We start from the raw sequence: 21,215 nt of genomic DNA on the forward strand, positions 1-21,215 counted from the left end.
GGACGGTTCCTTGTCGCACGCGGTGAGCAGGGCTGGATTATTGCCACAAATGCCAGGGGGCTGACATCAGAAGTTTCTGCACGAGCAAATGGCTGCCAGTTGTGTCTTCGACGCACGCCATGGATGAAAAGACATGACGTGCGACAAAAATTTCACTCGATGGGTTATACAGTAACGAATTGTTTCAACTTTATTCGGCCCGGGATTTATCCACAGGGCCGGGCCAGAGCGGCGGGGTGGTATGCAAGTCGATCTTCAGACACAGGGCGCCGAAGTGGCCGCCTTGCCACGGTTTCAGCGGGCGGCGGTTCATGCCGCGCGTTTGCAGCGTTGGGGCGCGGTCCTGCTCGGGCTGGCGGTGCTGGGTTTGGTGTCGGCGGTGTTTGTCGACCTGTTCGCCGCGCAGACGATCTGGCCGGCGCTGCTGGTCAACTTGTCCTGCGCCTTGCTGGTAGCGGTGGCGGGTTTGCAGTCGGCCTGTTGGCTCAGTCGCTGGCGGGAAGAGGCGATCAACCCTGCGCCGCTGGCGCTGCCCGAGGAGCCGCTGCGCACCGGCCTCTCGGCGACCCTGGCGCTGCGCTGGCGACGCCTGTTGCGGCAGATCGGCGCCCCGACCTTGTGGCTCGCCGGCTGGTCGCTGCTGATCCTGTATAGCCTGTCGCAGGTGTTCAACCTGAGCTTGCCCGCCACGGCCCTGGGCCTGAGTGCCAGTGTCGCCGCAGTGCTGGCGTTGCTGCTGGCCTTCGCCCTGCTGGTGCTGGAGCGCCAACTGGCCCAGGAGCCGGTCCTGGAATGGCCGGAGGCCGGCGCCCTGGCGCAACTGTTGCGGGTGTCGATCCTGTGTCTGCTGGTCAGTGCCCTGTGCCTGCTGTTCAGCAGCGACGCGGCGCTGTGGCCGGTGCGCCTGGCGGTGCTGACCGGGCTGCTGCCGGCGCTGGTGGCCGGGGAGTTGCTGCTGCGGGCGCTGTTGTCGCTGTTCAGTCCGCAACGTGAACAGCTTGAACCGCGCTTGCTGGCCCACAGCGTGATCGCCGACATGCTGCGCTGGCCGCCGCAACCGCTGCTCAGCCTGCAGCACGAGTTGCACAACAGATTCGGCATCGATCTGCGGCAGATCTGGGCGTTTACCTACATGCGCCGGGCGTTGTTGCCGGTGCTGGCGGTGGTGCTGGCGATTGCTTGGCTGTTGACCGGCGTTCATGAACTTTCGCTGCAGAATCGCGGCATTTATGAGCGCTTTGGCAAGCCGGTACAAGTCTTCGGCCCTGGCCTGCATGTGGGCCTGCCCTGGCCGCTGGGCCGGGTCATCAGGGTGGAAAACGGCGTGGTCCACGAGCTGGCCACCAGCGTTGGCGACAGCCCGCAGCCAGTCCAGCTGGCCCCGGCCGAAGGCCCGGCACCGGCGATTGCCAACCGCCTGTGGGACGCCAGCCATGTGAATGACAAATCCCAGGTCATCGCCAGTGGCAGCGGCCAGCAACAGAGCTTTCAGATCGTCAACATGGACGTGCGCTTCGTCTACCGCATCGGCCTGGACGACAGGGCGGCGCTGGCCGCGACCTATAACAGCAGCGATGTGCCGACCTTGATCCGCAGCACCGCCAGCCGGGTGCTGGTGCACGACTTTGCGTCACGTACCCTCGACGGCCTGCTGGGCGAAGACCGTACCGGGCTGGCGGACGACATCGGCAAGGCGGTGCAGGCCGATCTGAACAAGCTGGACAGCGGCGTGGAAATCCTCGCCACCGTGGTCGAGGCCATCCATCCTCCGGCCGGTGCCGCCAATGCCTATCACGGCGTGCAAGCGGCGCAGATTGCGGCCCAGGCGCTGATCTCCCGGGAGCGCGGCGCCGCCGCCGAGCAGACCAATCAGGCGCTATTGCAGGCCAGTATGGCGAATGACCAGGCCCGGGCCGATGCTCGCGAGGTCCAGGCCACGGCCCAGGCCGCCGACCTGCGCTTTGGCGCCGATCGACAAGCCTATGCCAGCGCCGGGCAGGCCTTTGTTCTTGAGCAGTACCTGAGCCAACTGAGCCGGGGGCTGAGCCAGGCCCGGCTGCTGATTCTCGATCATCGTCTGGGGGGCGACAGCGCGCCGACCCTCGATCTGCGTACATTCACCCCGCCCGCCGACCCTGTGGCGCGGGGCAAAGCCGCTCAGCCAGGAGCCGTCCATTGAGCCAGTCTGCCCACTCTCACGATCACGCCGCTCATGACCATGGGCACGGCCATCATCAGCATCACGGTCATCACCACCATCATCACGGCGCGCCAGCCGAGGCCGGGCCCTTCCCCTGGCGGCGCATGAGCTGGGCGCTGCTGCTGGTGCTGTTCGCCGTCGCCGCCGCGAGCCTGGTGCAGGTGCGCTCCGGCGAGGCCACGGTGATCACCCGTTTCGGCAACCCGGCGCGGGTGCTGCTGGAACCGGGCCTGAGCTGGCGCTGGCCGGCACCCTTCGAAGCGGCGATCCCGGTGGATCTGCGTCTGCGCACCACCTCCAGCGGTTTGCAGGATGTGGGCACCCGCGACGGTTTGCGCATCATCGTCCAGGCCTATGTAGCGTGGCGAGTGCAGGGCGACCCGGACAACGTGCAGCGCTTCATGCGTGCCGTGCAGAACCAGCCCGATGAAGCGGCGCGGCAGATCCGCACCTTCGTCGGCTCCGCATTGGAAACCACCGCCAGCAGTTTCGATCTGGCCAATCTGGTGAACACCGATGCCGGCCAAGTGCGGATCGCTGACTTTGAAGCGCAATTACGCAAGCAGATCGATCAGCAACTGCTGGCTACATATGGTGTGCAGGTGGTGCAGGTGGGCATCGAGCGCCTGACCCTGCCGTCGGTGACCCTCACCGCCACCGTGGATCGCATGCGCGCCGAGCGGGAAACCATCGCCACCGAGCGCACCGCCATCGGCAAGCGCGAGGCGGCGCAGGTCCGCTCTGCCGCCGAGCGCGATGCGCGGATTGTCCAGGCCGATGCCACGGTGCAAGCGGCGAATATCGAAGCCCAGTCGCGGGTGGAAGCGGCGCAGATTTATGGTCGCGCCTACGCCAGTTCGCCACAGCTGTACAACCTGCTGCGCTCCCTGGACACCCTGGGCACCGTGGTGACACCGGGCACCAAGCTGATTCTGCGCACCGATGCCGCACCGTTCCGGGTGCTGGTGGACGGTCCGCCGAGCCTGCCGAACAAAGCCTCCGGATCGCAGCCATGAGCAAGGTTCCACGTGGAACAAATGAACTGAGCAGCCCGTGGATTCAGGCCGGCCGTCTGGCGTTTATCGCGCTGTACGTGGTCACGGTGCTGGCGGCGGTGGCCTGGGCGATCTCCAATGTGCGGCAGATCGACCCGCAGGACCGGGCCCTGGTGATGCATTTTGGCGCGCTGCAGCGGGTGCAGAACGCCGGTTTGCTCCTGGCCTGGCCGCAGCCCTTCGAGCAGGTGGTGTTGTTGCCCGCCGCCGACCGGGTGCTGGAGCGGCGGGTCGAAGGCTTGCTGCGTTCCGAGGCTGCGCTGGAAGGGGACCGGGTGGCGAGTCTGGCCACGCCCTTGAACGACGCCCTGGCCGGTTCGGGGTATCTGCTCACCGGCGATGCCGGGGTGGTGCAACTGGATGTGCGGGTCTTCTACAAGGTCAGTGACCCTTTCGCCTACGTGCTGCAGGGCGAACATGTGCTGCCGGCCCTGGATCGCCTGGTGACCCGCAGCGCCTTGGCCCTGACCGCCGCCCGTGATCTGGACACCATCCTGGTGGCGCGTCCGGAGTTGATGGGCACTGACAATCAGGCCGCCGAACGCCGCGAACGGCTGCGGGGCGATCTGTTGCAAAGCATCAACCAGCGGCTGGCGCAACTGACCGCCAGCGGCCAGGGCATTGGCCTGGAGGTGACGCGAGTGGACGTGCAGTCGAGCCTGCCGCAACCGGCGGTAAGTGCTTTCAACGCGGTGCTGACCGCCAGCCAGCAGGCCGACAAGGCGGTGGCCAATGCCCGCACCGAGGCCGAGAAGCTGACCCAGAACGCCAACCAGCAAGCCGATCACAGCCTGCAGGTGGCCCATGCCCAGGCCAGCGAACGCCTGGCCCTGGCCCGGGCCCGGACCGCCACGGTGCAGAGCCTGGCCCAGGCACAACGCGATGGCACCGATCCGCAAATGCTCCTGCGCATCTACCGCGAGCGCCTGCCGAAGATTCTCGGGCAGGCCGGCTCGCTGACCACGGTCAACCCCAAAGACGATTCCCGCCTGATCATTCAGGGAGCCGAACAATGACTGCTTCAACCCAGGCGGCCCCCGCCAGCATGCTGACCAGCGCCGAGCAACGCAGCGCCGCGCGCCAACTGACCCTGGCCATGCTGGCCCTGGGGCTGTTGGGGCTGGGCCTGCTGTGGCGCTGGCAGGCCCCGGAGCAGGAGGGCGTGAGCCAGTTGCTGCTGGGTGTGGCGTCCTTGCTGGTGGCGGTGCCGGTGATGCGCTCGGCCTGGTTCAGCCTGCGTTATCCCAGCCTGCACGGCATTACCGATCAACTGATCGCCCTGGCCATGCTCGGCGCCTGGGCCACCGGCGATCTGCTGACCGCCGCCTTGCTGCCGATCATCATGATCTTCGGCCACGTGCTGGAGGAGCGCAGCGTGATCGGCTCCCAGGAAGCCATCGATGCCCTGGGCCGCCTGACCCGCAGTCTGGCGCGCAAGGTTCAGGCCGACGGCAGTGTGCTGGAAGTGGACAACGCCAGCCTCAAGGCCGGTGATCGGGTGGAAGTGCGCGCCGGCGACCGCGTGCCCGCCGACGGCCTGGTGCTGTCCGGTCAGGCCAGCCTGGACACCGCGCCGATCACCGGCGAGTCGGTGCCCCTGGAGGCCACGGTGGGCATGCAGGTATATGGCGGGGCGATCAACCTGGATGGCTTGTTGCGTCTGCAAGTGACCCGCACGGGTGAAGAGTCGACCCTGGGCAAGGTCATCGGCCTGATGCAGAGCGCTGAACGGGCCAAGCCGCCGATCACCCGTTTGCTGGAACGCTATGCCGGCAGTTATCTGGTGCTGGTGCTGCTGTTGGCGGCGGTGACCTGGTTCATCACCCGCGATGCCCAGGCCATGCTCGCGGTGTTGGTGGCGGCTTGTCCTTGCGCCCTGGTGTTGTCGGCCCCGGCCACGGCGATTGCCGGGATCGCCGTGGCCGCGCGCCACGGCATCCTGATCCGCAGTTCGGCCTTTCTTGAAGAGCTGGCGGACCTGACCTCCCTGGTGGTGGACAAGACCGGCACCCTGACTTTCGGCTCCTTGCGCCTGCAGGCCATCGACAGCCCCCGGGAAGACCAGCAGGGCATGCTCAATCTGGCCGCCAGCCTCGGCTCGGCCAGCAGCCACCCGGTCAGTCGGGCCCTGGCCGGGTTGGTGCCCCAGGAACAACAATGGCTGCTGAGTGACATCCATGAGCGCCAGGGCCTGGGCGTGGTGGCCCGTACCGGGGAGGGCGAAGCGGCCCTTGGCCGCCCGGAACTGTTCGGCCAGTTGGGCATCACTACCAGCCCGGTGCCGAAGCATGACGGACCGATTGCCGGGCTTGCGCTCAATGGCGAGTTCCTCGGCTGGCTGCTCCTGGCCGACAGCGTCAAGCCCGAGGCTCGGCACGCGCTGGAGGAGTTGCGCGAGCTGGGGCTGGGGCGGCAGTTGTTGCTCACCGGCGACCGGCAGAGCGTGGCGGACAGCCTGGCCCTGGAGGTGGGGATCAGCGATGTGCAGGCCCAGGCCCTGCCGGAAGACAAACTCAAGCGCGTGCTGGGGGAGATCGACACGGGCTTCCGGCCGATGGTGGTGGGGGACGGCATCAACGATTCCCTGGCGCTGAAAGCCGGGGTGGTGGGCGTGGCCATGGGCGCCGGTGGCGCGGACATCGCCCTGGCCTCGGCGGACGTGGTGCTGATCGGCAGCGACCTGCGGCGCCTGGGCACCTGCGTGCGCCTGAGTCGAGAATGCCGACGCACCCTGCAGGTCAATGTGATCATCGGCCTGGGCTGGACCCTGGCCATCGTCGCCTTTGCCGCCTTTGGCTGGCTGGGGGCGGCGGGGGCCATGATCGCCGCGCTGTTGCACAACCTCAGCACCTTGCTGGTATTGGGCAATGCCGGTCGCTTGCTGCGGTTCCAGGAACCGCTGCTCAAGCTGTAGGAGCCGGCTTGCCGGCGAAATGCGACTGAGCAGATTTTTTTCATCCCGGCTGTAACGCCGGGATGCCTCCTCTCTCTAGTGCCATGACGGGATTGCACAAGCTGCCCGTCGACCCCTTGCGACTATTGAGGAATAAAAAATGAACATGAAGAAAACCGCTGCCGGTGCTGCTCTGGCCTTCGCCGCCGCCACTATGTTTGCCGGTGTCGTGACTCAAGCGTCTGCTGCCGATGCCCAGGTGCATTGCTACGGCGTCAACGCCTGCAAAGGCCAGAACGACTGCAAGACCAAGGACCACGCCTGCAAAGGCATGGGCGCTTGCAAAGGCCAGGGCTTCAAGGCCATGACCCAGTCGGCCTGCGAAAAAGCCGGCGGCAAAGTCGGCGAGTAAGCGGCGAATCCGTGCTGCCGCAGTGGGGGCTGACGACCACTGCGGCCACGTTGCGAGGAGTTCGCTATGTCTGACCTTTGTTCCTGCCTGGGCTATGGCCTGGGTTTGCGCAGCGCCTATTACCAACAGATTCTCGATGAAGCACCGGACATCGACTGGTTCGAAGTGGTGTCCGAGAACTTCATGGTCGAGGGCGGCAAGGCCCTCTACTACCTGGACGCGATTGCCGAGCGTTACCCCGTCGTGATGCATGGGGTGTCGCTGTCCATTGGTGGTCCCCATGCCCTGGACCTGGACTACCTCAAGCAACTCAAGCAACTGGCTCGACGGGTGGATCCTGCCTGGATTTCCGATCACCTGTGCTGGAGCCGGGGCAATGCTCATCAACTGCACGATCTGCTGCCCTTGCCCTACACCGAGGAAAGCCTGGAATACGTGGCGGGCCGGGTGCGGCAGGTGCAGGAGGTGCTGGAGCGGCCCCTGGTGCTGGAGAACGTCTCCAGTTATGTGCGCGCCGCGGCCGATCAATTCAGCGAATGGGAGTTTCTCGCGGCCCTGAGCCAGCTCAGCGGCTGCGAGCTGTTGCTGGATGTGAACAACGTCTATGTCAGTTCACGCAATCACGGTTTCGATCCCTGGCAGTTCATCCAGGGACTGCCGGCGCAGCGGGTGCGGCAACTGCATCTGGCCGGGCACCAGGACTACGGCGATTACGTGATCGACACCCACGACCATCCGGTGTGCGATCCGGTCTGGGCCCTGTATCAACGCACCCTTGAACACCTGGGGCCGGTGGCGACCTTGCTGGAGCGAGATGATCATTTTCCACCCTTGCACGAGCTGCTGAGCGAACTGCACAAGGCCCGCGCACTAGGGCAACAGGCTCTGGCCGGGAGGCAGCAATGCGCCTGAATGACTGGCAACTGGCTTTTGAAACCTATCTGCTGGGTGAACAGGCCCAGGCGCGCGCGGCCCTGGAAGAGAGCCTGATCGGTGGCCCGACCCTGGATGTCGAGACCGGCCTGGCGATCTATCACAACGCCTACCTGGCCCGGCTGCAGGAGGTGATGGGCAGTGACTTCCCGGCCATCTGGCACTGGCTGGGGGATGTTGAATTCCAGGCATTGACGGGGGCCTATATTCGCCAGTGCCCGTCCCGGCATTTCAGCCTGCGCTGGCTGGGGCAGGGCTTTGCCGAGTTTATCCAGGGCCATCTGGTGCCGGAGCAGGGCGAGCCCCTGGCGGAGCTCGCGCGTCTGGAATGGGCCTTCACCCTGGCCTTCGACGCCGCCGAAGCCCAGGTGCTGACGGTGGAAGCCATGGCCGGGCTGGATGCCGAACAATGGCCGCAGCTGCAACTGCGCCTGGCGCCTTGTGTGCAGTGGCTCGACTGTCGCTACAACAGCCTGGCCCAGTGGCGTGCGGTCAAGGAGCAGGTGGATTTCCCCGACAGTGCCTTACTCGATCAGCAACAGGTGTGCCTGGTCTGGCGAGCGGAGCGGGTCTGCCGGTATCGCAGCTTGTCGGCCGAAGAGGCCGCAGCGCTGTGGGGCATGATCGAGCAACAGTGGAATTTCGCGGAACTCTGCGCCGAGCTGGCCGTCACTTATGCCGAGGGGGCCCCGCTGCAGGCGGTTACCTGGCTGAAACAGTGGGTCGAAGAGGGCCTGGTGGTTCGCCGCGAATCCTGAAAAAAACCTGGAAATTCGATAGCCAGCTATTTTTTCAAGATGGTCTACCCTCATTTCAGACGTCTGAAACAGGGGGGATTTTTCATGCTCGCGCAACTTCCACCGGCCTTACAGAATCTGCAATTACCCTTGCGCCTGCGGCTCTGGGATGGCCATGAGTTCAATCTTGGGCCGGAGCCCAGCGTCACCATCGTGGTCAAGGACCCGCAGCTGGTCGCGCAATTCACCCATCCCAGCCTTGACGCGCTGGGGGGCGCCTTTGTCGAGGGCAAGCTGGAACTCGAAGGTTCCATCAGCGAAGTCATCCGGGTCTGCGACGAGCTGAGCCAGGCCCTGCTGGATGAGGACGGCGACAATCAGCCGGTGCGCACCCTGCACGACAAGGCCACGGACGCGGCAGCCATTTCCTACCACTACGATCTTTCCAACGCCTTCTACCAACTGTGGCTCGACAGTGACATGGCCTACTCCTGTGCCTATTTCGAGACGGGCAGCGAGTCCCTGGAGCAGGCCCAGCAAGCCAAGTTCCGTCATCTGTGCCGCAAGCTGCGTCTGCAACCGGGGGACTACCTGCTGGACGTCGGCTGTGGCTGGGGCGGACTGGCCCGCTACGCTGCCCGCGAGTTCGGCGCCAGGGTTTTTGGCATCACCCTGAGCAAGGAGCAACTGGCCCTGGCGCGGGAGCGGGTGAGTGCCGAGGGCCTGGACGATCTGGTGGAACTGCAGCTGCTGGACTACCGCGATCTGCCCCAGGATGGCCGCTTCGACAAGGTGGTCAGCGTCGGCATGTTCGAACACGTCGGCCACGCCAACCTGGCGCAGTATTGCCGGACCCTGTTCAACGCGGTGCGCGAAGGCGGCCTGGTGATGAACCACGGGATCACCGCCAAGCACATCGATGGACGCCCCGTGGGCCGGGGCGCCGGTGACTTCATCGAGCGTTACGTGTTCCCCAATGGCGAGCTGCCGCACCTGGCGATGATCTCCGCGCAGATCAGCGACGCCGGGCTGGAGATCGTCGATGTCGAAAGCCTGCGTCTGCATTACGCCCGCACCCTGGACCACTGGAGTGAGCGCCTGGAAGACAACCTGGAGGCCGCCGCCCGACAGGTTCCCGAGCAGGCGCTACGGATCTGGCGATTGTACCTGGCGGGTTGCGCCTATGCGTTCGCCAGGGGCTGGATCAACCTGCACCAGATCCTCGCGGTCAAGGCCCATGCCGATGGCAGCCATGAGTTGCCCTGGACCCGCGACGACCTCTACCACCCTTAGGCCGACCCTGAGCGACGACTTAAAGAATCGGTGAAATCAGCCGCGCGACCCGCATGCCCAGTTGTTGCAGGCGGTGGGTCTGGCGGCTTTCTTCCTTGGCGATTTCCCGGGCCTTGGCGAAGTCGGCCTTGAGCATGTCCTCGACCTCGGTGGCGAAATCGTCATCCACGGTCAGCAACATCACTTCGAAATTCAGGCGGAAGGAGCGGTTGTCCAGGTTGGCGCTGCCAATGGCGCTGATCTCGTTGTCGATCAATACAACCTTCTGATGCAGGAACCCCGGCTGATAACGGAAGACCCGGACCCCGGCGCGCACCGCCTCGAAGGCATAGAGACTGGAGGCGGCGTAGACGATGCGATGGTCCGGGCGCGCCGGCAGCAGGATGCGCACGTCCACACCACGCAGCACTGCCAGGCGCAGGGCGGCGAACACCGCCTCGTCGGGAATGAAGTACGGGCTGGTGATCCACACCCGTTCGCTGGCGGCGTGGATCGCCTCGACGAAGAACAGCGAGCAGGTTTCGTAGGCGTCCGCCGGACCGCTGGCCAGCAATTGGCAAAGCACGCCGCCGTCGGGGTAGGCGTCCGGCAGGATCAGCGGTGGCAGCTGCCGCGCGGCCCAGAACCAGTCTTCGGCGAAGGACTCCTGCAGGCAGGCCACCACCGGGCCGCTGACCTGCACGTGGGTATCGCGCCAGGGGGCCAGGGGCGGTTTCTCGCCCAGGTATTCGTCACCGACGTTGTGTCCGCCGACAAACCCCAGCATGCCGTCCACCACCACGATCTTGCGGTGGTTGCGAAAGTTCACCTGAAAGCGATTGAGCCAGCCGCTGCGGGTGGCGAAGGCGTGTACCTGAACCCCGGCTTCGCGCAGGGTCTGCACGTAGCTGGCGGGCAGGGAATGGCTGCCGATGCCGTCGTAGAGCAGGTGGATCGACACCCCTTCGGCGGCCTTTTCCAGTAGCAGGCGTTGCAGGCGCCGGCCCAACTGGTCGTCGTGAATGATGAAGAACTGGATCAGCACTGCCGTATGGGAACGGCGGATGGCATTGAAGATCGCTTCGAAAGTGGCATCGCCATTGACCAGCAGGCGCAGCTGATTGTTGGCCAGGCACGGCATGCGACCGAGCTTGGGCATGGCGCGCAACGAGGCATAGGCCTGGGAGGCCCGGGCGGTCAGGGCTTCTTCGACCCAGGGGCGCCAGTTCAGCTCATTGATGGCCTTGTGCATTTCCACGTTGGCCTGGCGCCGGGCCTTGATGTAGGCGTCGAAGGTGCTGCGGCCGAACACCAGGTAGGGGATGAGGGTCAGGTAGGGCATGAACATCAGCGACAGGGCCCAGGCAATGGCGCCTTGGGCGGTCCTGACGGTGAACACCGCGTGGATCGCGGCGATCAGCCCGAGAAAATGCAGCAGCGCGATGAGATAGCCAAAGATGTGCGGGCCAAAATAATCCATGGGGCAGCCTTGCTCCTGAAGAATTCAATGCCTAACAGACCATGTTCCACAGCGAATGTCGCTATTTTATTCTGCATGCAACGCCGTGCCTTGCTTGAAGTCTAACGGCCACTACTGTCTAGGAGTCATTCGATGAAACTTCGTTTACTGGGTTGGGCGTTGGCGGCGGGAATGGCGCTGCCACTGGCGGCGCAGGCGCAGATGCTGCAACCGGGCTTGTGGGAACTGACCAGCAGCAACATGAAGGTCGATGACCAGAACCTGCCGGATCTGTCGCTGATCCTCGGCCAGTTGCAGCAGCAGATGACCCCGGAGCAACGGGCCATGCTGGAGAAACAGGGCGTGACCATGGGCGGCAAGGGCATTCGCGTGTGCCTGACGCCGGATCAGGTCAAGTCCGATACCATCCCGCTGCAGGACCCGCAGTCGGGCTGCCGGCAGCAGGTCACCGAGCGCAACGGCAACCAGTGGAAGTTTCGTTTCAGTTGTCCCAAGGCCCAGGGCAGCGGGGTGGCCAGGTTCATCAGTGACCGCGAGTTCACCACCAATGTGATCGGCACCTTCAATGCCACCGGCCTGCAGCAGAAGGGCAGCATGGACACTCGCGCCGTGTGGCTCGGCCAGGACTGCGGCACGGTCAAGCCCCGGGCTTCCTGATCCCGCCCGGTACCGGTTGGCCGACACCCGCCCGACATCTGGAACCGGGTCCTGGCCGACCAGCCGGCCCCACGCTAGACCATGCGCTGCAGTGCCTGCTCCAGGGTCAGTTGCCCCAGGTCTTCGCCCTTGCGGCTGCGCAGGCTGACGTAGCCTCCGGCTTGCTCCTTGTCCCCTATCACCAGCAGATAAGGCACTTTCTGCAGGCTGTGCTCGCGGATCTTGTAGCCGATCTTTTCGTTGCGCAGGTCGGCGCTGGCCCGCAGCCCATGCCGGCGCAGGCGCTCGGTGATGGCCTGGGCATGGTTCGCCTGGGCCGCGCTGATGTTCAGCACCGCCACCTGCTGCGGTGCCAGCCACAGGGGCAGGGCGCCGCCATGGTGCTCAAGGAGAATGCCGATAAAGCGTTCCAGGGAACCGAACAGTGCGCGGTGCAGCATCACCGGCTGGCGCCGTTCGCCGTGGTCGTCGACGTAGCTGATGGCAAAGCGCTCGGGCAGGTTGAGGTCCACTTGCAGGGTGCCGCACTGCCAGTCGCGGCCGATGGCGTCGCGCAGTACGAACTCCAGTTTCGGGCCGTAGAACGCGCCTTCCCCCGGGTTGAGCCGATAGTCGATCTGCATGCTTTGCAGTGCGCCGACCAGGGCGCCTTCCAGCTGATCCCAGACCTCGTCGCTGCCGATGCGATTGGCCGGGCGGGTGGATAGCTTCACCGCCACTTCGTCGAAACCGAACTCCTTATAGATGTCGAACACCAGGGCGATGGTGCGGGCGCATTCGTCCTGCATCTGTTGCGGGGTGCAGAAGATGTGGGCGTCGTCCTGGGTGAAGTGGCGCACCCGCAGCAAGCCGTGCAGTGCCCCCGAAGGTTCGTAGCGATGGACCTTGCCGAACTCGGCGATGCGCAGCGGCAGGTCGCGGTAGCTCTTCAAACCCTGGCCGAAGATCGCCACCGCGCCGGGGCAGTTCATCGGCTTGAGGGCGAAGGTGCGCTGGTCCTCGGTGCTGGTGGTGAACATGTGGTCGCGGTAGTTGTGCCAGTGCCCGGAGGTTTCCCAGAGGCTGCGGTCCATCACGTCCGGGGTGTTCACTTCCTGGTAGCCGGCCTGTTCCTGGCGCTGGCGCATGTAGCCGATCAACTGCTGGAACAGGGTCCAGCCCTTGGCGTGCCAGAACACTGAACCTGGCGCGCAGTCGTCGAAGTGGAACAGGTCCAGTTGCTGGCCCAGCTTGCGGTGGTCGCGCTTGGCGGCCTGTTCCTGGCGAACCAGATAGGCGTCCAGATCCTGGCGAGTGGCCCAGCAGGTGCCGTAGATCCGTTGCAACGGCGCGTTGTTGGCGTCGCCGCGCCAATAGGCCCCGGCCACCTTGGTCAGCTTGAACGCCCGTAACTGACCGGTGCTGCGCACGTGGGGGCCGCGGCACAGGTCTTCGAAATCGCCCTGGCGGTACAGCGACAGCACGGCCTCCTGAGGCAGATCGCGGATCAGTTCGACCTTGTAGTGCTCGCCCTGCGCGGCGAAGTGTTGCAGCGCCTGCTCCCGGGACAGCTCGCGGCGGTGCAGGCGGTGGTTGGTGGCGGCCAGGCTGTGCATGCGCGCCTCGATCAGGTCCAGATCCTCGGGAGTGAAAGGGCGCTCGTAGGCGAAGTCGTAGAAGAAACCGTCCTCGATGACCGGGCCGATGGTGACCTGAGCCGAGGGGTACAACTGCTTCACCGCCATGGCCAGCAGGTGGGCGCAGGAGTGACGCAGGATTTGCAGGCCATCGGCATCGCTGGCGGTGACGATGCTCAGGTGGGTGTCGCTGTGCAACAGGTAGTCACAGTCCACCAGGCGGCCGTCGACCCGTCCGGCCACGGCGGCTTTGGCCAGGCCGCTGCCAATGCTGGCGGCCACTTCAAACACGGACAACGGCTGGTCGTACTCACGGCACGCGCCATCAGGCAGGGTGATGCGGATCATCTTGGGTGGTCCTTGGGCTGGCTGGGGGATCAGCGATCGAAGCGCAGGGGCAGGCCCTGACAGTGGTCGTACAGGCGACCCTGGTGCCAGGCGAGCTGGCCGGACACCAGGGTGGTGGCGACGCTATGGCGAAAGCGCCGGCCGGCGAACGGCGTCCAGCCGCATTGGGCGAGAATCGGCTGCTGGTCCACTAGCAGGCCCGCGGGCTCGGGGCGGATCAGCACCAAGTCGGCCCAGTAGCCTTCGCGCAGGTAGCCACGGTCGGGAATGCCGAACAGATCGGCCACCCGGTGGCTGGTCTTTTCCACCAGGGTGGTCAGTGGCAGGACTCGGTCCGCCACCAGCTCCAGCAGGGCGGGTAGTGCGTGCTGCACCAGCGGCAGGCCCGCCGGCGCGCGGGTGTAGGGCTGCTGCTTCTGCTCCCAGGTGTGGGGGGCGTGGTCGCTGCCGATGACGTCCAGGCGCTGGCTGTTCAGGGCCTGGCGCAAGGCGTCGCGATCGGCCTGGGTCTTGATCGCCGGGTTGCATTTGATCAAGTGCCCCAGGCGCGAGTAGTCGCGGTCATCGAACAGCAGGTGGTGCAGGCAGACTTCGGCGGTGATGCGCTTTTCGGCCAGGGGCCGGTCCTCGAACAGGGCCAGTTCCCGGGCGCTGGTCAAGTGCAGCACGTGCAGGCGGGTGCCGTGTTTCTTCGCCAGGGCTACCGCCAGGGACGAGGAGCGGTAGCAGGCCTCGGCGTCGCGAATGCGCGGGTGGGCGGCGGCGGGAATCTGCTCGCCGTAGAGCTGCTGCCAGCGTTGTTGCGCGAGCTGGATGCTCGGGGTGTGTTCGCAGTGGGCCAGGAGCAGGGTGGGCACCTGGCGAAACAGCCGGTCCAGCACCTCGGGGTCGTCCACCAGCAGGTTGCCGGTGGAGGCCCCCATGAACACCTTGACCCCGGCGACCTGGGTCGGGTCCAGAGCGGCGACGGTGTCCAGGTTGTCGTTGCTGACGCCGAAGTGGAAGCCGTAGTTGGCCACCGAGGCCACCGCTGCGCGGCGTTTCTTGTCGGCCAGGGCGGCCAGGGTCAGGGTCGCCGGTGAGGTGTTGGGCATGTCCATGAAGCTGGTGATGCCGCCGGCCACCGCTGCCCGCGACTCGCTATGGATGCTGCCTTTTTCCGGCGCGCCGGGATCACGAAAGTGCACCTGGTCGTCGATCATTCCCGGCAGCAGCCACTGGCCCTGGGCGTCGATTTCCAGTTCGGCGCTGAGATGGTCGAGGCTGCCGATGGTCTCGATGCGCCCATGGCTGACCAGCAGGTCGGCGTCGAACTCGCGACCTTCGTTCACCAGTCGGGCATTGCGGATAAGGATTCGGCTCATGGTCAGAACTCGTTCTGCAGGGCCTTGTAGCCACGCACCAGATCGATGTTGGTGCGGGCCACGTCTTCGGAAAACTCCGCGGCACTGATGCTCACCGGAGGGAACTGCGCCAGGTCGGTCTTGGGGCCGATGCGGGTGGTGGAGGGCACATAGAAGCCCGGCGGCAGGTCGCGACCGTCCACCACCGAGTTGTGCCGGACCACGCTGCCGTCGCCCACCTCGCAGTTGAACAGCACGCTGTTGAAGCCGATGAATACCCGGTCGCCGACCACGCAGGGGCCGTGGACGATGGAGCGGTGGGCGATGGAGGTGTGCTGGCCGATGGTCACCGCCGCGCCGGATTTGGAGTGGATTACCACGCCGTCCTGGATGTTCGAGTTGGCACCGATGGTGATGGCTTGCATCTGGCCGCTGGCGTCCACTTCATCGGCGCGGATCACCGCGTAGGGGCCGACGAACACGTTTTCGCCGATCACCACCTTGCCGCAGATGATGGCGGTCTTGTCGACGTAGGCGGATTCAGCGATCACCGGCAGGTCGCCGGAAGGGTTTTTACGGATCATGGCGCGAGTCCTTCAAGGGGGAACTGATGACTTCCACCGCGCCATCGCGAATGGCGTTGTAGAAACAGTTGGGGCGGCCGGTGTGGCAGGCCGGGCCGTGCTGATCCACCTGCAGCAGTACGGCGTCGCCATCGCAGTCCAGGCGCGCCTCGATCAGGCGCTGGCGGTGGCCCGAGCTTTCGCCCTTGCGCCACAGGCACTGGCGCGAGCGCGACCAGTAGCAGACCTGGCCGCTGGCCAGGGTTTCGGCCAGGGCCCGGCGGTTCATCCAGGCCAGCATCAGTACCTCGCCGCTGTCGTGTTGCTGGGCGATGGCGGCGATCAGGCCGTCGCTGTTCCAGGGCAAGGCATCGAGCACCGCGGTCAGTGGCCAGCGACTGCCCAGGGCAGCGCTTTCCAGGTCCAGCAGCGATAGCGCAGGGCGTTGGATCATGGTTGGCTCAGGGCGTCGTACAGGGTGTTGAGGTTGGACTCGAACAACCCTATGAAGCTGCTGGCCGGGCCGCTGGCCGCCAGGGCATCGGAATACAGGGTGCCGCCGATGTGGGCGCCGCTTTCCTCGGCGATCTGCTGGAGCAGGCGCGGGTTCTTGATGTTTTCCATGAACACCGCCTTGACCTTGGCATTGCGGATCTGGGTGATCAGTGCCGCGACTTCGGCGGCCGAGGGTTCGCGTTCGGTGGACAGGCCCTGGGGTGCCATGAACTCGATGCCGTAGGCCTGGCCCAGGTAGCCGAAGGCGTCGTGGGAGGTGACGAGCTTGCGGTTGCCCGCAGGCAGGGCGCCGAGCTTGGCCTTGGCTTCGGCCAGCAGGCGGTAGATCTGTTGCAGGTAGGCCTGGCTGTTGCGCAGGTAGTCGGCCTGATGGGCCGGGTCCGCGGTAATCAGCGCCCGGGTGATGTTGTGCACGTAGAGTTCGCTGTTGGCCAGGTTGTGCCAGGCGTGCGGGTCGGGAATCTGTTCACCGTCCTCGTCCAGGGTGCGTGGAATCACCCCGCGACTGGCGGTGATCACCGGCGTATTGCTGGCCGAGCTGGCCACCAGGCGATCCAGCCAGGGTTCGAAACCCAGGCCATTCTTGATGATCAGCCGGGCCTGGAGCAGAGCCTTGGCATCGTCCGGCGTGGGTTCGTAGGTATGAGCATCCTCGTCGGCGCCCACCAGGTTGGTGATCTGTACATGCTCGCCGCCGACCTGGCGGGTCAGGTCGGCGAGGATGCTGAAGCTGGTCACCACGGCCAGCTTGTCCGCGGCCTGGGCCGTGGACCAGGACAATGGCAGCAGCAGGCTGAACAGCACGAGAAGAGCGCGCATCGGGAAACACCTCATGGGGATGTGAGCAAGGGCGGGCGGTACAGCAGGCCGTGCACCGGACCGAACACCACGGACAGCAGGTACAGGCAGCCGGCCACCAGGACGATGGCCGGGCCGCTGGGCAACGAGTAATGGAACGACAGCAACAGGCCGAGCCAGACCGACAGGCAGCCGAGCAGGGCGGCGATGCCCAGCAGCCTCGGCAGGCGCCGGCTCCAGAAGCGCGCGGCGGCGGCCGGCAGCATCATCAGGCCGACCACCATCAGCGCACCGATGGCCTGGAACCCCATCACCAGATTGAGCACCACCAGGGTCAGGAACAGGCCATGGGCCAGGGGACCCAGGCGGCTGACGCTGTGCAGGAACAGCGGGTCGAGGGTGTCCAGCAACAGGGCTCTGTAGATCAGGGCCAGGGCCAGCAGGCTGAAGGTCGAAACCAGGAGCATGGCGTCGAGGGTCGGTTCGTCCACCGCCAGGGCCGAGCCGAACAGCAGGTGCAACAGGTCCAGGCGTTTGCCCGCCAGCCCGAGAATCAGCACGCCGCTGGCCAGGGAAATGGGGTAGATCGCGGCGATGCTGGCGTCTTCCCGCAGGCCGGTGCGACGGGTGATCCAGGCGGCCAGCCCGGCCATGCCCAGGCCGGCGCCGAGCCCGCCGAGGGTCAGGGCCGGCAGGCTGAGGCCGGCGAACCAGAAGCCCAGGGCTGCACCGGGAAGGATGCCGTGGGCCACCGCGTCGCCGATCAGGCTCATGCGCCGCAGGATCAGAAACACCCCCAGAGGCGCAATGCTGCAGGCCAGGACCAGACCGCCGAGCAGAGCCCGGCGCATGAACAGGAACTCGCTGAAGGGTTGCCAGAAATGCGCGTCGAACTGCATCAAGCCACCTGCGTCTGCAGGGGCTGGGCAATCAGTTCGCGGCTTGGCGCGTACAGGCAGCCGGTACTTCTGAGCAGCAGGGTCTGGGGGATGTGCTGGCGCACCGCGGCCAGGTCATGGCAGACCAGCAGCAAGGTCCGGCCCTGGGCATGCCAGGCGTGCAACTGCTGCCAGAGCAGGGCCTGGCCTGCTTCGTCGAGGGCGGCGTGGGGTTCGTCCAGAAGCAGCAGGGGGGCTTCGGTGAGACTCATCCGTGCCAGCAGCGCGCGCTGCAGTTCGCCGCCGGAGAGTGCCATCAATGGACGCTGTTCCAGGCCGCTTAGGTGCCAGTCGGCGAGGGCGGTTCGCAGTTTGTCTCGACGAGTCCTGGCCGGCTCGTGCTTGCCCCAGAACCCGGCGGCTACCAGCTCTTCGAGACTGATGGGAAATTGCCGGTCCAGCTGTTGCTGTTGCGCTAAGAACGCCAGGCCACCTCGTCGCGGGATCGCCAGTTCGACCTTGCCGGCCAACGGCTTTTGCAGACCGGCCAGGACTTTCAGCAGACTGGTCTTGCCCGAACCATTGGCGCCGATCACCGCGCTCAGGCTGCCTGTGGGCAGGTGCAGATCCAGCGGCGGGGTCAATGGTTGGCCCGGCGCGCCCCAGAGCAAAGCTTGGCAGCGCAGCATCAGACCTCCCAGTTCCAGCGACTTTCCGCCACTGCATCATGGGCGTGCAGGCTTTCGGCATGCACCACCCGCAAGTGGAAGGCGTTGACGCCGGGGGAGCGACGCAGCGCTTGATTCAGGCGGCGGGCGGCGTCTTCGCAGAACATCAGGTTCTGTCCGTTGGCCAGGGCAAAGGCTTGCTCGTCGGCGCGTTTGACCGCGGTCTGCACGGCGGTGCCCAGGGCGCTTTCCGCGTCGTTGATCAGCGCAATCAGTGGCAACTCGTCGAGGAAATCGTCCAGGCGCAGGCGCAATTCGGCAGTGCTGCGTTGACTGTGGGGCGTGGCGACTATGCCTTGGGTCGAACCGAGCCAGGCCAGGACATCAGCGTGCCGCAGTGGCTGGTTGGCGAAATCCTCGACGAATTGCTGTTGGATCAGCTGTCGGGAAAGGGCGGCCGAGCAGGGGCAGGTGGAGGAGTAAGGCACGTCGATTTTTAGTTCCACGTGGAACATCGCGTTTTTCAGGCGTGCCTCGATGCTCAGCGGATAACGCTTCCAACCGGCCAATGGGCTGACCAGGGCCGGGCGTTTGAGCAGCAGATCGAAGTGAAGGCGCAGGTAGGCGCTGTGGGCCAGGCCATCATGGCTATCGAGAAAACGCTGCAATACCCGATGTAACAGCGCCGGGTTGAGGTTTTCCTGTTCGAGCATTTCCAGGGCCAGGTACAGGCGCGACATATGAATGCCTCGCGCTTCGCCATCGTCGAGGCTGACGCCGGCATCGGCCTTGGCAGCGGTTCGCTGGCCGTCGATCACTACAGGTAAGGCAATGCCGCACATGCCCACCCATTCCAGGGGCAAGGCTTGGCGTGAGGCCTGCGCGGCGATATCCGGCAGAGTCAGCGCGTTCATGGACAGGTCCGTCGTGGGAAATAATTCGACATGTTATATTATAACAATACGTCCGATGGGAAGTTTTTCCGCGACGGTCGTTCATCCTGCCTTGTGAGTACGGACGCTCCTTTTTTGCGGTATTTGCCATGCACAGACGTCAATTGCTCAACCTGCTGTTGGCCGGTACGGCCCTGATGTTTCCCTGGAGTGTTAGCGCCGCGCAGATTCGCCATGCCCGGCTGTGGAACTCGGCGGACAAAGTGCGCCTGGTGCTCGATCTGAGCGGGCCGGTGCAATACAAAACCTTCAGCCTCAGCGCCCCGGAGCGTCTGATCATCGACGTCAGCAGCGCTCGCCTGGGGGGCGACTTCAGCCAGTTGAACCTGGCCGACACACCGATCCGCGCAATCCGCTCCGGGCCTTTTGGCCAGGGCGACACGCGGATCGTCCTTGACCTGACTCAACCGCTGCAGCTCAACAGCTTTCTCCTGCCACCCCAGGATGGGCAGGGGCACCGACTGGTGCTGGACCTGTCCGCCCCCGGCAAGGCAGCGTTGCCGATCGCTGCGGCCAGCGCGCCTTTGGTCAGATCCCAGGCGGCGCCGGGCAAGCCGCATCCCAAGCGCGACATCATCGTGGTGGTGGACCCCGGTCATGGCGGCAAGGACCCGGGCGCGGTCGGGGCCAAGGGCGAGCGAGAGAAGGATGTGGTGCTGGCCATCGCCCGCTTGCTGGCCAAACGGCTCAAACGCGAGAAGGGTTTCGACGTGAAGCTGGTCCGCAACGACGACTTCTTCGTGCCGCTGCGCAAGCGCGTGGAGATAGCCCGCAAGCATCAGGCCGACATGTTCATCTCGGTGCATGCCGACGCGGCGCCGCGCCTGACCGCGTCCGGTGCTTCGGTGTACGCCCTGTCCGAAGGCGGCGCGACATCGGCCACCGCGCGTTTGATGGCGCAGCGGGAAAACGGCGCCGACCTGCTGGGGGCGAGCACGCTGCTCAACCTCAAGGACAAGGACCCGATGCTGGCGGGGGGGATCGTGGACATGTCGATGAACGCCACTATCGCCGCCAGCCTGCAATTGGGCAGTACCGTGCTGGAGAGCCTGTCGGGGATCACCACCTTGCACCAGAAGCGTGTGGAGCAGGCGGGTTTTGCGGTGCTCAAGTCACCGGACGTACCGTCGATCCTGGTGGAAACCGGCTTCATCTCCAACAGCCGCGACAGCCAGCGGCTGGTCACCGCGCGCCACCAGCAGGCGCTTGCCGATGGCCTGTTCAACGGCCTGCAACGCTACTTCGAGAAGAATCCGCCGGCCAACAGCTACCTGGCCTGGCTGCAGGAAACCAGGAACACCCGCCCCGTGTAGGAGCCGGCGAACCGGTCGTCGCGTGTTGTGCCGTCCCTGAGGGCGCTTTCGCTGGCAAGCCAGCTCCTGCGAAAGGGGTGAGAAAGAGGGGCTAGCAACCGCTGATGCGGCTGCAGGTGAACTGGCCGCGGCTGCCGCCGGAGCTGGAGAAACGGTTGCGGGTGGTCCAGCCTACGCGCTGGCTGTAGCCCACCCAGGCTTCGCCATCGGAAGCCAGGCCGGTGAAGAAGGTCAGTTGGCCGTAGCGGCTGTTGGTCTGCACCCAATAGCGTTTGCCGATCACCTCGAACCCGCGCAAGTAGGTGGTGCTGCCCGCCGTGGCGACGCTGTAGGCATTGCCCAAAGGATCGACGCAGGCCAGCAGGGTGGCGCTGCGGGTGCAGGTGGCCAGAGGGTTGGGTACGGCTGCACCGGCATGGCCGGAAAACGTCAGGATCAGGCTTGAAAGCAGGAGCGGCAGGGCGGGGCGCATGGCGATTCTCGTGGCGGCAGGGCTGCAGCATCGCGCCCTTCGTCGCGGGCGGCAAGGCAGGGTTGGCTAATTTGTGTTGTTATAATATAACATTGAATAAAGCCTGAT

20 protein-coding genes are annotated in these 21,215 nt (G+C 65.4%); 10 read left to right on the top strand and 10 right to left on the bottom strand.

All coding sequences use genetic code 11. From position 1 onward, the window contains the following. Positions 1-241: 241 nt before the first annotated feature. The 8 genes from hflK (DNK59_RS13025) to cfaB all read left to right on the top strand — a co-directional run bounded on the left by hflK (DNK59_RS13025) (position 242) and on the right by cfaB (position 9,523). Positions 242-2,179, top strand: a complete 1,938-nt coding sequence (gene hflK, locus DNK59_RS13025) for a protease modulator HflK (RefSeq protein ID WP_110723445.1) — start codon at positions 242-244, stop codon at positions 2,177-2,179. Further along, a complete protein-coding gene (hflC, locus tag DNK59_RS13030; protein ID WP_110723446.1) occupies positions 2,176-3,216 on the top strand; it encodes a protease modulator HflC in 1,041 nt (346 codons plus the stop codon). The genes hflK (DNK59_RS13025) and hflC overlap by 4 nt, the downstream gene beginning before the upstream one ends. Next, positions 3,213-4,271, top strand: coding sequence for a protease modulator HflK (gene hflK, locus DNK59_RS13035; protein ID WP_110723447.1), 1,059 nt, complete (start codon positions 3,213-3,215; stop codon positions 4,269-4,271). Before hflC ends, hflK (DNK59_RS13035) begins: the two co-directional genes overlap by 4 nt. After that, positions 4,268-6,169, top strand: a complete 1,902-nt coding sequence (locus DNK59_RS13040; RefSeq protein ID WP_110723448.1) for a heavy metal translocating P-type ATPase — start codon at positions 4,268-4,270, stop codon at positions 6,167-6,169. Before hflK (DNK59_RS13035) ends, DNK59_RS13040 begins: the two co-directional genes overlap by 4 nt. A gap of 139 nt (positions 6,170-6,308) precedes the next feature. Then, a complete protein-coding gene (locus DNK59_RS13045; RefSeq protein ID WP_025131574.1) occupies positions 6,309-6,560 on the top strand; it encodes a membrane protein in 252 nt (83 codons plus the stop codon). A 66-nt stretch (positions 6,561-6,626) separates the two neighbouring features. Further along, complete coding sequence (locus tag DNK59_RS13050; protein ID WP_110723449.1) at positions 6,627-7,472, top strand: DUF692 domain-containing protein; 846 nt, start codon at positions 6,627-6,629, stop codon at positions 7,470-7,472. Next, complete coding sequence (locus DNK59_RS13055) at positions 7,463-8,251, top strand: DNA-binding domain-containing protein (protein ID WP_110723450.1); 789 nt, start codon at positions 7,463-7,465, stop codon at positions 8,249-8,251. Before DNK59_RS13050 ends, DNK59_RS13055 begins: the two co-directional genes overlap by 10 nt. An 84-nt stretch (positions 8,252-8,335) precedes the next feature. Next, the gene (gene cfaB / locus DNK59_RS13060) at positions 8,336-9,523 is read left to right on the top strand and encodes a C17 cyclopropane fatty acid synthase CfaB (protein WP_092317932.1); all 1,188 of its coding nucleotides are present in this window, start codon (positions 8,336-8,338) and stop codon (positions 9,521-9,523) included. 19 nt (positions 9,524-9,542) lie between these two features. Here cfaB and cls read toward each other — a convergent pair whose 3' ends face one another. Further along, a complete protein-coding gene (gene cls, locus DNK59_RS13065) occupies positions 9,543-10,982 on the bottom strand; it encodes a cardiolipin synthase (protein WP_092317929.1) in 1,440 nt (479 codons plus the stop codon). 132 nt (positions 10,983-11,114) lie between these two features. On the opposite strand from cls, the gene DNK59_RS13070 reads away from it, so the two are divergent. Continuing rightward, on the top strand, positions 11,115-11,639 hold the full coding sequence (locus tag DNK59_RS13070; RefSeq protein ID WP_110723451.1) for a DUF3617 domain-containing protein: 525 nt from the start codon (positions 11,115-11,117) through the stop codon (positions 11,637-11,639). Positions 11,640-11,713: 74 nt separating this feature from the next. On the opposite strand, the gene thrS is transcribed toward DNK59_RS13070, so the two are convergent. From thrS to folE2, 8 genes are read right to left on the bottom strand one after another with little or no spacing between them, the layout of a single operon-like run. Further along, a complete protein-coding gene (gene thrS / locus DNK59_RS13075) occupies positions 11,714-13,603 on the bottom strand; it encodes a threonine--tRNA ligase (RefSeq protein WP_110723452.1) in 1,890 nt (629 codons plus the stop codon). Positions 13,604-13,632: 29 nt separating this feature from the next. Continuing rightward, entirely contained in the window at positions 13,633-14,967 is a 1,335-nt protein-coding gene (locus tag DNK59_RS13080) for a dihydroorotase (RefSeq protein ID WP_110723453.1), read from the bottom strand. Between the two features lie 2 nt (positions 14,968-14,969). Next, the gene (locus tag DNK59_RS13085) at positions 14,970-15,530 is read right to left on the bottom strand and encodes a carbonate dehydratase (RefSeq protein WP_092317917.1); all 561 of its coding nucleotides are present in this window, start codon (positions 15,528-15,530) and stop codon (positions 14,970-14,972) included. Further along, positions 15,520-15,963 carry a phosphoribosyl-AMP cyclohydrolase gene (hisI, locus tag DNK59_RS13090; RefSeq protein ID WP_092317914.1) on the bottom strand — a complete coding sequence of 148 codons (444 nt, stop codon included), beginning with the start codon at positions 15,961-15,963 and terminating at the stop codon, positions 15,520-15,522. Before hisI ends, DNK59_RS13085 begins: the two co-directional genes overlap by 11 nt. After that, the gene (locus tag DNK59_RS13095) at positions 15,960-16,844 is read right to left on the bottom strand and encodes a metal ABC transporter substrate-binding protein (RefSeq protein ID WP_110723454.1); all 885 of its coding nucleotides are present in this window, start codon (positions 16,842-16,844) and stop codon (positions 15,960-15,962) included. The genes hisI and DNK59_RS13095 overlap by 4 nt, the downstream gene beginning before the upstream one ends. Positions 16,845-16,855: 11 nt before the next feature. Next, positions 16,856-17,722 carry a metal ABC transporter permease gene (locus tag DNK59_RS13100; RefSeq protein ID WP_110723455.1) on the bottom strand — a complete coding sequence of 289 codons (867 nt, stop codon included), beginning with the start codon at positions 17,720-17,722 and terminating at the stop codon, positions 16,856-16,858. Further along, entirely contained in the window at positions 17,722-18,390 is a 669-nt protein-coding gene (locus DNK59_RS13105; protein ID WP_110723456.1) for a metal ABC transporter ATP-binding protein, read from the bottom strand. The genes DNK59_RS13100 and DNK59_RS13105 overlap by 1 nt, the downstream gene beginning before the upstream one ends. After that, the gene (folE2, locus tag DNK59_RS13110) at positions 18,390-19,283 is read right to left on the bottom strand and encodes a GTP cyclohydrolase FolE2 (RefSeq protein ID WP_110723457.1); all 894 of its coding nucleotides are present in this window, start codon (positions 19,281-19,283) and stop codon (positions 18,390-18,392) included. Before folE2 ends, DNK59_RS13105 begins: the two co-directional genes overlap by 1 nt. A 128-nt stretch (positions 19,284-19,411) precedes the next feature. Between folE2 and DNK59_RS13115 the strand changes: the two genes are divergently transcribed. Then, positions 19,412-20,635: an N-acetylmuramoyl-L-alanine amidase gene (locus DNK59_RS13115; RefSeq protein ID WP_110723458.1), complete on the top strand. Its 1,224-nt coding sequence runs from the start codon at positions 19,412-19,414 to the stop codon at positions 20,633-20,635. A 91-nt stretch (positions 20,636-20,726) separates the two neighbouring features. Here the strand turns inward: DNK59_RS13115 and DNK59_RS13120 are convergent, their stop codons facing one another. After that, the gene (locus DNK59_RS13120) at positions 20,727-21,107 is read right to left on the bottom strand and encodes a glutamine synthetase (RefSeq protein WP_110723459.1); all 381 of its coding nucleotides are present in this window, start codon (positions 21,105-21,107) and stop codon (positions 20,727-20,729) included. Between the last annotated feature and the right edge of the window lie 108 nt (positions 21,108-21,215).

It is taken from the genome of Pseudomonas sp. TKO26 (genome assembly GCF_003225665.1).
GTDB lineage: Bacteria > Pseudomonadota > Gammaproteobacteria > Pseudomonadales > Pseudomonadaceae > Aquipseudomonas > Aquipseudomonas saponiphila.